This window comes from Peribacillus sp. FSL E2-0218 (assembly GCF_037992945.1).
GTDB classification, from domain to species: domain Bacteria; phylum Bacillota; class Bacilli; order Bacillales; family DSM-1321; genus Peribacillus; species Peribacillus simplex_B.
On the sequence record NZ_CP150304.1, the window covers coordinates 579,496 to 592,542 of the forward strand.

Annotated in this window: 10 protein-coding genes; 5 read left to right on the forward strand and 5 right to left on the reverse strand. The window is 44.6% G+C overall.

What is annotated here, in order from left to right:
* Positions 1–270: 270 nt before the first annotated feature.
* Positions 271–1,335, reverse strand: coding sequence for a M20/M25/M40 family metallo-hydrolase (locus MHI53_RS02775; RefSeq protein WP_061140618.1), 1,065 nt, complete (start codon positions 1,333–1,335; stop codon positions 271–273).
* A gap of 163 nt (positions 1,336–1,498) precedes the next feature.
* Here MHI53_RS02775 and MHI53_RS02780 point away from each other — a divergent pair, with 163 nt between their 5' ends.
* Complete coding sequence (locus MHI53_RS02780; protein WP_081092274.1) at positions 1,499–2,005, forward strand: general stress protein; 507 nt, start codon at positions 1,499–1,501, stop codon at positions 2,003–2,005.
* A gap of 315 nt (positions 2,006–2,320) precedes the next feature.
* Entirely contained in the window at positions 2,321–3,679 is a 1,359-nt protein-coding gene (locus tag MHI53_RS02785; protein ID WP_340372699.1) for an IS1182 family transposase, read from the forward strand.
* An 87-nt stretch (positions 3,680–3,766) separates the two neighbouring features.
* Here the strand turns inward: MHI53_RS02785 and MHI53_RS02790 are convergent, their stop codons facing one another.
* The 3 genes from MHI53_RS02790 to MHI53_RS02800 all read right to left on the reverse strand — a co-directional run bounded on the left by MHI53_RS02790 (position 3,767) and on the right by MHI53_RS02800 (position 7,924).
* On the reverse strand, positions 3,767–5,758 hold the full coding sequence (locus tag MHI53_RS02790; protein WP_340372700.1) for a methyl-accepting chemotaxis protein: 1,992 nt from the start codon (positions 5,756–5,758) through the stop codon (positions 3,767–3,769).
* Between the two features lie 202 nt (positions 5,759–5,960).
* Positions 5,961–7,427 carry a PH domain-containing protein gene (locus tag MHI53_RS02795; protein WP_340372701.1) on the reverse strand — a complete coding sequence of 489 codons (1,467 nt, stop codon included), beginning with the start codon at positions 7,425–7,427 and terminating at the stop codon, positions 5,961–5,963.
* 2 nt (positions 7,428–7,429) lie between these two features.
* A complete protein-coding gene (locus MHI53_RS02800; RefSeq protein WP_340372702.1) occupies positions 7,430–7,924 on the reverse strand; it encodes a PH domain-containing protein in 495 nt (164 codons plus the stop codon).
* A 131-nt stretch (positions 7,925–8,055) separates the two neighbouring features.
* On the opposite strand from MHI53_RS02800, the gene dacB reads away from it, so the two are divergent.
* A complete protein-coding gene (gene dacB / locus MHI53_RS02805) occupies positions 8,056–9,546 on the forward strand; it encodes a D-alanyl-D-alanine carboxypeptidase/D-alanyl-D-alanine-endopeptidase (RefSeq protein ID WP_340372703.1) in 1,491 nt (496 codons plus the stop codon).
* Here dacB and MHI53_RS02810 read toward each other — a convergent pair.
* Positions 9,529–10,209 (reverse strand): HAD hydrolase-like protein, encoded by a 681-nt coding sequence (locus MHI53_RS02810; protein ID WP_340372704.1) that lies wholly within the window; start codon positions 10,207–10,209, stop codon positions 9,529–9,531. The two genes, dacB and MHI53_RS02810, sit on opposite strands and share 18 nt — an antisense overlap.
* A 151-nt stretch (positions 10,210–10,360) precedes the next feature.
* Between MHI53_RS02810 and MHI53_RS02815 the strand changes: the two genes are divergently transcribed.
* Together MHI53_RS02815 and MHI53_RS02820 are read left to right on the forward strand one after the other, a co-directional pair.
* Positions 10,361–10,903, forward strand: a complete 543-nt coding sequence (locus tag MHI53_RS02815; RefSeq protein WP_340373637.1) for a uridine kinase — start codon at positions 10,361–10,363, stop codon at positions 10,901–10,903.
* Between the two features lie 338 nt (positions 10,904–11,241).
* The gene (locus MHI53_RS02820; protein ID WP_340372705.1) at positions 11,242–12,987 is read left to right on the forward strand and encodes a glycosyl hydrolase family 18 protein; all 1,746 of its coding nucleotides are present in this window, start codon (positions 11,242–11,244) and stop codon (positions 12,985–12,987) included.
* Positions 12,988–13,047: the final 60 nt, after the last annotated feature.

The window sequence follows — 13,047 nt, forward strand, 5'->3', positions numbered from 1 at the left end:
TTGCCCTGCAGGCAACTCGCTTATCCAGAGGCAGTCCGTGAGCTTCTCGGCTTTCAGCCTGTGGTGTCTCACGTAGACGCGCAATTCCTCAGGAGTGTCGTGCCTTCCGTTCCACTGTACTCTGCATTGAAATCAAAGATACTCCCCCGATTCCCTGCGGATTTAGCGAATTTGGTCCTTGCCCGTTCCAACCAGTATCGGGGTAATGAAACCTAAAAAAGATGCCGTCTGCAAAAAGCAGACGGCATCTTTTTCAAAGTATCAAATCTATTAAACTAAAGTGAATTCCGTTGCAAAATCAACTAGCATTTTTTGATATATGGCGACTGATTCCAGATTGACACATTCCCTGTCACCATGCCAATTCTCGCCTTTTGGGCCGAATTCGATGGCTGGAATATCATAAGCGGCAAAAAAGACAGTGTCAGCCGAACCGTGTTGTCCGAAAATCACGGCATCTTGGTTGGTGTTCTTTTTGATTATGGGACGAAGCAGTGAGATGAATGGGTCCGATTCTTCCGTTTTCACAGGCTTGCTGTACATATTGATGAAAATATTCTTCCCCGTCACACTTTCAATTTGTGTGACGACTTCTTCCATTGTTTGTGTAGGGAGATAGCGGATATCCAGGCTGAGCAAGCAGGCATCCGGTACTTTATTGTAAACATCCCCGCCTTTTATTTTTGCTAGGTTAAGTGAGGGGGAATCGTAAAGGGGGGTATGATCCCTCGTGAACGGAAGCTCCTTTATTTTTTGATAGAGTTCATAGGCCTTCTCGATTGCATTCACGCCTTCCCACGGACGGCTTCCATGGGCGGATTTACCAGATACCTCAATATCAAGGCGCAGGGCGCCCTTTGCCTGCAGGCCAATTCCCAATTGGGTAGGTTCGGCACAAATTACAAAGTCCCCTCTATAACCATGTTTCGCTAAATAGCCAGAACAGTTCAACCCGCCAATTTCTTCATCCGATACTATCTGCAGCTGGATTTTCAATCCCAAGTTCCTATCTTTCAGTTCGGAGAATGCACACATCATTCCGGCAACCCCTGCTTTCATATCGGCTGCACCCCGTCCATATAGATGCCCTTCATGAATCTGTGGGAAAAATTGATCCGGAGTCCCGCTGACAACATCGACATGGCCATTCCAGATAACGGTTTTATCTCCATGGCCAATCTCGCTAACGAGCATCCTATACCCATTATTAACGATTACATTCACGGTCAACCCTTGCTTTTTAAGCCAGTCCGCACAGTATTCAACTGCTTCGTTGGCTCCCTTTTTCGATGAACTATCAATGGATACTAAATCTTTAAGTAACTCGATGAGCAAAAAGAAAACCTCCCAAAAATTTGCATACTATCATTATATATACCCTCCCTTTCCAAGTGTTAACTAGAAATTTTTTTCCTGTTACGTGACGTTTACCACTTCCACTTTCTGGGGTATGTAAAGGAGGAGCGATAGATTACATTCTTTAAGGAGGATGATAGAAATGGATAAACGGATAATTGGTGTATATGAAACTGGAGAAGAAGCCATTAAGGCTGTTGAGGCCTTGCAGGCCGATGGATATAACCGTGATGATATATCGGTGGTGGCAAAAGATAAAGAGGAGTTAAAGACAGTGAACGAAGAAACTGGGACGAAGGCTGAAGAGGGTCTCGCGGCTGGTGCAGCGACCGGAGGGATTTTGGGAGGAGCAGCTGGTTTATTAGCAGGAGTGGGTGCATTGGCAATACCGGGAATCGGACCGGTACTGGCAGCAGGGCCGCTTGCTGCAACATTGGCTGGTGCGGCTGTAGGCGCTGGTACAGGCGGTTTGGCCGGTACATTGATTGGGATGGGCTTACCGGAAGATGAGGCGAATCGATATGAAGCGGATGTGAAAAGCGGCAAGCTGCTTGTGCTGGTTGACGCAGATTCGCGTAAATCGAATTCTTCTTATTCAGGTATTACCGAAACGGATGAAACGTTAACGCATGGCAGAAGAACGCTATAATGACAGGTGAAAAAGGACGGATTCCCTTTAGGGTCCGTCCTTTCAGACTGTAGACAAACTCGATGAAAATCGAGTTTGTCTATTTTTATGGCCTGTACAATTTAGACGTTGATTTCCACTCCAGGCACTCGCTTTCCGCGGGCGGTCGGGGAGCCTCCTCGGCTTTGCCTGCGGGGTCTCCCCTAGACGCGCTTTTCCCGCAGGAGTCTCGTACCTTCCGTTCCAATCAACTTTGTCTTACCATTTAGATAGAACACTTTTGACTGGAGTCATTTTTGTTTTAAAATTGAAGGATTAAAACTTGAGGTGATGAGGATGCTTTCTAAACATGATTCTATTCAGCGAGATCAACTTGAAATGATTACTTTAGATCAACTGGTGCCACCGAACCATTTGGTTCGTAAAATGGAGGCTGCCATTGACTTCACTTTCATTTATGACTTGGTGAAAGATATGTACTCAGAGGTAGGACGCCCAAGTATTGATCCAGTTATTTTAGTTAAACTGACTTTCATTCAATATACCTTCGGTATTCGTTCCATGCGTAAAACGATTGAAGAAGTTGAAACCAATATGGCTTACCGTTGGTTCTTAGGCTATGGTTTCCATGATAAAGTACCTCATTTCTCTACGTTCGGAAAAAATTATGAGCGACGCTTTAAAGATACAGACCTGTTTGAACAGATTTTCTGTCGCATTTTAATGACAGCTGCTAATAAAAAGTTAATAAGTGTAGAACACGTTTTCGTGGATTCCACCCATGTGAAAGCCAGTGCGAATAAACGGAAATTTGAAAAGAAAATCGTTCGTAAAGAAACACGAGCGTATCAAGGACGTCTTCAAGAAGAAATCAATCAAGATCGTGAAAACCACGGAAAGAAGCCTTTTCCACCAGATAAATTTGATAAGGAAGAAACCAAAGCAATTAAAGAAAGTACTACGGATCCTGAGAGTGGCTACTATGTGAAAGATGAACGAACAAAACAGTTTGCCTATTCATTCCATGCGGCCGCAGACGGCAACGGTTTTGTATTGGGAACGATTGTAACACCTGGTAATACACATGACAGTCATATTTTGGAGCCACTTGTTGAGCAAGTGATTGAGAAAGTTGGAAAACCAGAAGCAGTTGCCGCAGATGCAGCTTATAAAACACCAGCGATTACAAGCTACCTATTTAACAAAGAAATCACACCTGCTTTACCCTATACACGTCCTCGTACAAAAGAAGGATTCTTTCGCAAACATGACTATGTTTACGATGAACACTTTGATTGTTACCTTTGCCCTTCGGGAGAAACTTTAAAGTACTCAACAACAAATAAAGAGGGCTATCGCGAGTACAAATCGCCCAAACAAATTTGTGCAACATGCTCATTTTTATCACGGTGTACGGAAAGCAAAGACCATCAAAAAGTAGTGACACGGCATATCTGGCAAGCATATGTGGAAGAAGCAGATCATCTGCGTCATCATCAAGAGGTAAAACCTATATATGCGAAACGCAAAGAAACGATTGAGCGTGTATTCGCAGATGCAAAAGAAAAGCATGGTATGCGTTGGACTACTTTAAGGGGACTTAAAAAATTGTCGATGCAGGCGATGCTTACTTTCGCTGCCATGAATGTAAAGAAGATGGCCACTTGGACATGGAAAGGTCCTAAAACGGCTTAACATAGTGGCTCGAAGAGCCCAAATCTCGTAACCTTTTGTCTACAAACTGAAAGGACGGAATCCCTTTAGGGTCCGTCCTTTTTTTTATTAAAATATGAACTTTCGTATTTCTTTATGCATTTCCTGTGATAAGGTATCCAGATCACTGGCAAGGGCATTTAATTGTTCCATGGAGGCGTTCGTTTGTTCGATAGATGCCGATACTTCTTCGGTTCCCGCAGCCGTTTCCTGACTGATCGAATTCAATTGTTCTGCATTTCCGGACATCCGTGTAACCTCCGATACCATATCGTTCATCATCGTTTTCATTTCGTCAAAATTGCTGAAAGTGTTCTCGATGATTGTTGCAATGTGACTGAAGGCATTCTCCGTATCCGTTACCGAAGTATCCTGATGATGGATTTTTTGATTGACTTGGTCAATCAGTTGTACTGTGTTGCTTGTATCGGCCTGCATCGCTTGGATGATTTCCGAGATTTCCTTCAGCGAATGCTCCGTTTGCTCGGCCAACTTCTTCACTTCATCGGCTACCACGGCAAACCCTTTCCCGTGTTCACCAGCCCTTGCCGCTTCGATGGCAGCATTCAAGGCGAGTAGGTTCGTTTGTCCGGCAATCCCGCTTATCGTCTTTACGATCGCGCTAATATCATGGGAACGGGCATCCAATGACTTAACGGCTGTACCCATTTTATTGGAGATCAGCGATGTTTCGTTGAATTGTTGTTTTAGGTCGCGCACTTGAGTGATGCCGTTTTCGGAAGCCTTGAACATATTGTCCGATTCCAACGCCATTTTGCTTGTTTCTGCGTCAAGGTCATTGATTTTGTCTGCCAAAAGCTTTACGGCCTTTTCATTATTTTGCCCGACTTCAATTTGATCTATGGCACCTGATGCTATTTGCTCCATCGTCAAGGCGACTTCGTTTGCCGCTGCCGAATTTTCCTCTGCACTTGCGACAAGCGTCATCGAGGAATCGGAAACTTTATCGGAAAGGGTGTTGACCTTCCCTAACATCTGGCTCATATTTCGGGCCATCATGTTCGTGTCTTCTGCAAGCTGTCCTATTTCATCGGTCCTTGAGATCGAATTTATGGCCGTGAAGTCGCCGCCAGCCATCTTCCGTATCGAGCCTTGCAGGTTTTTAATCGGGTTCGTCAAGGATCTGGTGATGAAGATGGCAGATAAGGCCGTCACGGTAAAGACGATCAACAACGTGATGATATTATCTTTGATCATCGGGCTTGCACGGACTATCACTTCATTTTCATCCATCAATCCAGCTATTCGCCATCCGGTAGTCGGGTTGGTGGCATAGCCGATGATCCGTTTTTTTCCTTCATATTCCTCGAGCATCGATCCGGATTCACTTTTCATTTTCTTGAAAATGTTCTCCTTGGATATGTCCTGTTGAATTTTTTCTTTATCCGGATGGGTAACGAAGGCTCCTTTTTCATCCAGCAAAACCGAATAACCGGTTTCACCGAACTTCGTTTGGTTAACCATCTTGACCAATGTGTCGATCGAAATGTCTACACCGAGCACGCCGATTAATCGGTCACCATCATATATGGCCTTTGCTGCAGTGATGACAAGTTTATTTGTAGCTTGATCTGTATAAGGTTCCGTCCAAATGGTTTCATTTTTTTCCTTTAACGCAGCTTGATACCACTCTCTCTGTCTAGGGTCAAAATCAGCCGGCAATTCAGCTTTAGGGAATATTATTGTTTTTCCCCCTTTTTCCGTGCCGAGATACAAGCCATTTATTTCGGAATTGCTTGACTGTGTATGGGAAAACTCATCGATTATCGATTCAGGGTCCTTTTCATAAGTGCTCATGCGGGGGTACTTACTGAGCCTATCCAATTGATCCTCGGTTTTCTTGAAGAAGATTTCAAAGGATTCATTCATTGACTTGACTTGCTCTTCCGTCGTTCCAGTAAGCTCATCTGTCGTTAACTCGATGCTGTTTTTATAGCTCATGTAAGCAATGGCCAAGCCGCTTATCATGATCAAAGCTAAAAAGGGAATCAATATCTGTTTTTTTAGCGAATTAAAATACCAATCTGTCATTTTCTGCATGGACAATGCTCCTTATATAGTTCGAATTTTGGCTTCTAATAGATATTTCGGTGCGCATTTACTTTTTTGAAGCCTCCATTTAGAAAATTGCCATAATTAATCGTCAGATTTGAGCGCCCATTACATGACGTGGATATTCGCAAGAAGCTGCAGATGGGAAAGAAGAGGAGACTGTATGGGTCACCTCTTCCATGGATGGTGCTTATTCGGTTTGGATAGCTTGGGTTCTGCCTATGTACCACGCGTAAAAATCGTCTGCATATTCCGCGGGCACATCATGGATTGTTGTGTGATGTACAGGTTTGGAGCGGTTGATCGTTTCAATGGAGGCAAGCCCGAAAACCTTCTGTAGTTTGGAACGCCTGACTTCAATTTGAATGACCTTGCTTCTTTTGGTTATGAACAGAGAGGTTTCTAAGCTTCCTGATTTAAACTGAACAAACTCGCCATTCAACAAGTAGCGGCTACTTTTGAAATCAAGTATCCTCAATGTGAAAATGAGGACAAGTAAAATCAGCGAAAGATACCACAAAGCTATATCGAAAAAAGAGATGGCGGCTGTCGTGAGAAGCCAGAAAACGCTTGGGCGAAGCATTCGGATTTTGAAGGCTTGTTTCGAGAGCGGCTCCATTGCACGTTCAACCTTGTAAGCAGGTAATATCTCTTCTATCATCGCGTAGGCCCGTTCGATCGATAAAAAAGGATAGAGAACATTTGTATCAAGCCCTTCATCCCCAGTGCTTCCTGCGCTTATCAGTTTCACTTCGGCTAAACCTAGCATCCTTTTCATGATGGATTGGGTGATCTCGACTGCTTGGACCTTTTCTTTCTGGATTGAAAAAGTAGTTTCGTCCAATACACCTTTCGTGATATGGATGCGCTCCTGATCGGATGAAATTTCATATTTTCCATATTTAACAAAGGTGGATACGATTCCGAAGGTGACCGCTATGCAGATGAGGGCAGTGATGGCGATGGTTATGATCCACCACGACTCCATTGCCTTCTCAGCGTATCCTTCTGCATTTCTTAAATCGATGAAATCATCGAGTGTATTATATAATGTGGCCAAAACGGGAATGAGGGCCAGGAAGCTGAGCGATGTAAAGGAGGCTTTCAGAACGTCTCGTTTGGTCGGTGTGAAATGAATCGTTTTTTCCATGGATGGTTCTAGGTCTGCTGCAATCTTTTCCTCGGCAACCTGCGCATCCATGATTGAATCATGCTTTGACGAATGTGTCCGCTCTAGCCGCTCGGCCTCTTTTTGGGAAATCACCTCGAAAGGTACGCTGCCCTCGTCCCCGCTGGTCCCCGTTTCGAATGTCAAGGAGGTTAGTTTGAAAATCCTGTGGAAAACGGTCGTCCGTCGATGGACATTCTGCACCTTATGAAGCGGTATCGATTGATATGATTTCGAGATGAGGCCTGAGGTAATATGGATGGTGCCTTCCTTGATTTGATATTTATAGGTATACCATTTCAGGATGATCGCCAAGACTCTCCAGGCCAAATAAATCAGAAAGGCGATTTGGAGTATCTTCATATACATTTTTTCTGATCCGAAGTTGAATAGATAAAGTATGATGATGAAAAAAATATTCCCTTTCAGCAATTTTCCTAAATCCAAAGGGATTTTGATGGGGTGAAGTCGCTTGGTCTGTTCTTCCATCGTCATTCCACTTCCTTAATTTTTGCGAAATAGGCGATTTTGTCCCGTAATTCATAGGCTTCTTCCTCTGGGATGGCAGGTATCTCGTGAGAGTCACCCATTGTGCCGATGCTTAGTGAGTATAGGTTATATTTTCGCAGCAAAGGACCTTGGTCCAGCCTGACGGATTGCACTTTCGTCATCGGTATGAGTTCATGCGTTTCATACAAGGCTCCTCGTTTTGTTTGGATGAATTCTTCATTCACATCGTACCGCCAATATTTTTGCAGTAAGACGGGTTCAATGAAGATGGACCAGACAGAATCGAATAAGCATAGTACGGCAAGTCCGATTAACCCCCATCCAATCCATTCTTTCCAGGCAAAATAGTCGTCTGCAAATAATAGAAGGATAAGGATGGCAAGGATAATGAGATGGATAATGGCTTCAGACATCCGCCAAACCTTCACCGCTTGTTTGGAAATCTGTTTAGTAGGTGGTTTAACCTTTGAATACATACATTCACTCCTTTTGTGTCTTCATACTTATACGATCTAGCTTTCGAAAAAGTTCCCGGTTTGTCTCCTATTAGATGGCGGTAAAGTGGACAAGATAGTAGGAGGCAGTTTTTAGAGTAGGAGTGATGGGTTTGACATATAAAAGGAAGGTAAGCTTCATCTTCTTCCTGTTTTTGATAGGCATTTTTCATGGTGAATCCATGCAGGCTGCGAAAGAAGAGGGAACGGTGGGACAGGAAATTCAACGTATCTTGGAGGATTCCCCGGCATTATCAGGGGCGTTAACGGGAATTTCGATCCGGTCAGCGGAAACGGGGGAACTGATTTATGAACGAGGTTCGCAAACGCGCTTGCGCCCAGCTTCCAACCTTAAGCTATTGACGGCAGCGGCTGCACTGGAAACGTTGGGGGAAGACCATGTATTTCTGACGGAAGTATACGTAAAAGGTGTGCAAGTCGGCCATGTCCTGCAGGGGAATTTGTATTTGAAAGGAAAGGGAGATCCAACCTTGCTGGAAGAAAATTTCGATGAGTTGGCTGCTTCACTAAAGCAAAAAAAAGTGACGCTCATTCACGGAGATCTTATTGGGGATGATTCCTGGTATGATGATATCCGGTATTCAAAAGACTTGGTATGGAGCGATGAACAAGAATATTATGGAGCGGCTGTTTCAGCTTTAACCGCCTCCCCGGATGAAGATTATGATACCGGAACGATCATCGTGAAAATTACGCCAGGTGATAAAGCAGGCGGCAAGGCAGTGGTGAAAAAGACACCGGAAACGGATCAGGTGAAGATCATCAACAAAACGAAAACGGTGGCGGCAGACGGTCATAGGAAAATCGAAATCGATCGTTCTCATGGAACACGGACCATTACGGTGACCGGAACGATTCCAGAGAATTCCAGGGAGGTCAAGGAGTGGATTCCGGTAAAAGATCCGACCGAATATGCCATGAGCCTATTCGCAAAATCGATGAGAAAACAAGGAATCAAAATTGTGGGAGAGAGGAAAAAAGCGAAAACGCCAATAGACGCCAACTTGATTGCCAGTCATCGATCCATGCCGCTTTCGCAGTTGCTCATTCCTTTCATGAAACTGAGCAATAACAGTCATGCTGAGATCTTAATAAAAGAGATGGGCAAAGAAGCCGGCGGGGAAGGAAGCTGGAAGGATGGTTTGAAGGTAGCCGGAAACGAGATGAAGCGTTTGGGACTCGATATGCAAACGATCAAGATGCGGGATGGCTCCGGCATATCCCAAGTCAATATGATTCCAGCAAATGAAATAACCAGATTACTATATGCCGTACAGGAAAAAACGTGGTTTCCTGCTTACTTGAATGCGTTGCCGGTGGCAGGAATCGAGAATCGAATGGTGGGAGGCACGCTAAGAAAGAGGATGAAGGGGACCGTTGCAGCTGGGAATGTCAGGGCGAAGACGGGGACGATTACAGGAACGAGCTCATTAGCAGGTTATGTGACGACGAAACGAGGGGAAAAAGTCATATTTTCAATCATCCTGAATAATTTGGTGGAAGAGAAAGGGATAACGGCCATCCAGGATAAGATAGCCGTTATGCTCGCTGAACAGGAACGCGTATTAGCCGTTGGACGTTAGGAGCCAATGAGTTACGTAGGTTTGCAGTTCACGGAAATCCGCGATGAGTACATCCGCCTCATTTAATTCCTGTTCCTCTGCAAATCCGAATTGGCAGCCTACAGCAGTTAGGCTGTTTTTCTTTGCTGCTTCGATGTCGGATTTTCGATCGCCGATCATCATCGCATTTTGAATGTGATGGTCATCCAATAACATTCGTACCAAGTCGGGCTTGGAGCCTTCCGCAGATCTTTGGACACTGTAAATGTCTGTAATATATTGATGGAGCCCAAAGTATGAACAGATTTCTTCCAAATACTTTTCGAGTCCGTTACTAGCGATGAAAATGGAAATTCCAAGCTTTTTGATCGTTGATAACGTCTCCAGCACATAAGGAAAAAGCTGTCCCTTCCCTTCTTTGATTTCCTCGATCAAGCATTCCAAAAAAAGGCGGTCCGCCTGCTGGGGAATAGGATCAGGGTGCTCCGGCATCAGAGTTTCCCAAACGGCGCTTAATGGGGCGCCCATTATCCTTTGGTAGGCTGCAAGCGGGGCATCCCCCCTCCAGCTTCCTTCTGCCCGGAGGACATCGAATGTTTTTTCAAGTGAAGAACCTAAAATTTCGTTTGTTTGAAATAAGGTACCGTCCATATCGAAAATGGCGGCAGATTGGATCGTGTTCAATAGGTGCACCTACTTTTCAGTTTTTCATTCCATCCCCAAAGGAAACAAGGGGGGATGGATGGAAGTATGTAATAGAGGAGGAATGCTCATGAAATTTCCAACTATTAAAGGACCGCTCACGATTGATGGCCTTATAGCCGAAGTTCACTTCATGTCCCCAAAACGATTTCCCTATCTGATCGCCATAGATGGCAGGGGCGGGTCAGGAAAAAGTACACTAGCTTCCCTAATCCAGGCAGCGTATCCGGGGAGTGCCGTTGTTCATATGGACGATTTTCATCTCCCCTCTTCGCAATGCGTCCCGCTGCCGCCGTCCCAAAAGCCAATCGGAGGAGATTATGATTGGAAGCGGGTGTTCCGGCAAGTCCTTAAACCGCTTTCCGAAGGGATGGAAGCAAGATATCAGCGGTATGATTGGGATAAGGATGCCTTGGCGGAGTGGCATGTCGTTCCTTCTGAAGGACTGGTCATAATTGAAGGAATATATTCGACCCGTAAAGAATTGGCTCTGCTTTATGATTTCACCATCTGGGTGGAATGTCCCCGAAATAGACGCTTGGAACGCGGCCTCGAACGGGATGGCGAAGAGGCGCGTCAGATATGGGAAGATAACTGGATGATTCAGGAAAACCTCTATGTGGAAGCGCAAACGCCCCAAGAAAGAGCGAATCTTGTGGTGGACGGAACATGCTGAATCCAGCGAATATCCAAGTCATTTTAATTGTAAAGGTTTCCTTGAAATAATCATATGAATTTTGCAGGCTTTTGGGGGAGGAAACGCTGTTCACTGATACGGAATATTTTTACGTATGAAGTGCAATATCACCGATTTTTTTTTTATGAGAGGACCTTATAAGAATCGAAATATCACATTTGGATTTTTTTTACATAAACAGGTCTTTCCTCCTGTACAAAAAATTTGTTATGACATGTAAAATATTAGTATCATACAAATTTTGTAAATTCCAACTTGGTGGGTCGTCAGTTTAATCGATTCATTCTAGTATCTGGAAATAGGGAGGGGTAAGGGGAATGAAAAAAGGGAAATGGATGTATTCCATGGGGATGCTTGTGGTAGTGATCGCTTCATTAATATTTGGAAGCATAGGAGCGTCAAAATCGGCAGAAGCCTCCGGTGAATCAGTGAAGAAAGTCGTTGGTTATTATACTTCATGGGGAGCGAAGGACCGGGACTACCAGGTGGAGGATATCGATGGAACGAATCTAACCCATATCAACTATGCTTTTGCCGATATTTGCTGGAATGGAGTTCATGGGAATCCTTCTGTGGGTAATCCGGGTTCGAAGACATGGAAGTGCCAGGATAAATCCATTCCACTTCAAAGTAAAAAAATACCGAATGGAACAGTTGTCTTAGGCGACCCTGAAATTGACGTCCAACGTGCTTATGGGAAAAAGACAGTGAAGGATTGTAATCGTGCGGAATGCGGAAACTTCGCAAAACTCGCCGATCTGAAAGAAAAGCACCCGCATATAAAAACGCTTATTGCCGTCGGTGGCTGGTCATGGAGCAACCGTTTTTCCGATGCGGCAGCGGACCCTGCAACACGAAAGGTGTTCGCCAAATCCTCGGTCGAATTCATTCGGGCATATGGCTTCGATGGCGTCGACCTTGATTGGGAATATCCTGTTGAAGGGGGGCTTAAGGGGAACTCTCTTCGTCCGGAAGATAAAGAAAACTATACATCATTGCTCCAGGAAATTCGCAATGAATTGGATAAAGCCGAAAAAGAAGACGGAAAGCAATATCTATTGACGATTGCAGCGGGAATAAGCGGCTCGTTCATAAAAAATACGGAACTTTCAAAGATTGCGGGAATTGTGGATTGGATCAACTTGATGACCTACGATTTCCACGGAGGCTGGGAAACGACTACAAACCATAATGCCCCGCTATATTTTTCAAAAAATGATCCCAATAATAGTTGGGGGTTGACGGTCAAGGAGTCGGTTGAACGGTATAAGGCAGCGAAAGTGCCCATGGATAAAGTCACACTTGGATTGCCGTTTTATGGGAAAGGCTGGACCGGTGTAGATGGTGGAGGGCAAAATGGGGAATACCAAACTGCCACACCTGGAAGCAATGGCTCTTTTCTGCCTCAGGGGACGTGGGATGATGCTGCATCTGGCATAACCGGAATTTTCGATTACGGAGACCTTGCCGCGAACTATATAAATAAGAAAGGCTACAAACGATATTGGAATGACGAAGCAAAGGTGCCTTTCCTGTATAATCAAAGGACGAAATCGTTCATTTCATATGACGACCGCGAGTCCATCGGGCATAAAACCGATTTCATCGAATCACAGGACATGGAAGGGGCAATGATTTGGGATTTAAGCCTGGATTGCAGGACTTCAGGGAAGTATACATGCAAAGGCGATACCCTTCTGCAAAAAATTTCCGATGATCTGCTCGAAGGCGGCATTAAAGGACCTGACCAAGGCGGTATCAATCATGTAAATGTCACATATACCATCACTTCTAAGTGGGGGTCAGGCTCCATTTTCCAGATCAGGATCAAAAATTCCGGAACATCGCCTATTGATGATTGGAAGGTAGAGTTCGATTACGCGGGGGAAATCCAGCAAATATGGAATGGGAGGATCATCAGTGAATCACAGCATCACTATGTGATCAAAAATGACCAATGGAATAAAAAAATCAATCCGGGTGAAACGGTGACCATAGGGGGAGAAGGCAGGGGACCTGCCCCAGCTGTCATCACTAATGTGTCCGTGAATGAAATGGATTAAGAAAAACATAAAAGACTATTCCCAACAGGCATGCCTTTTGGAATAGTCTTTTTTTATGAC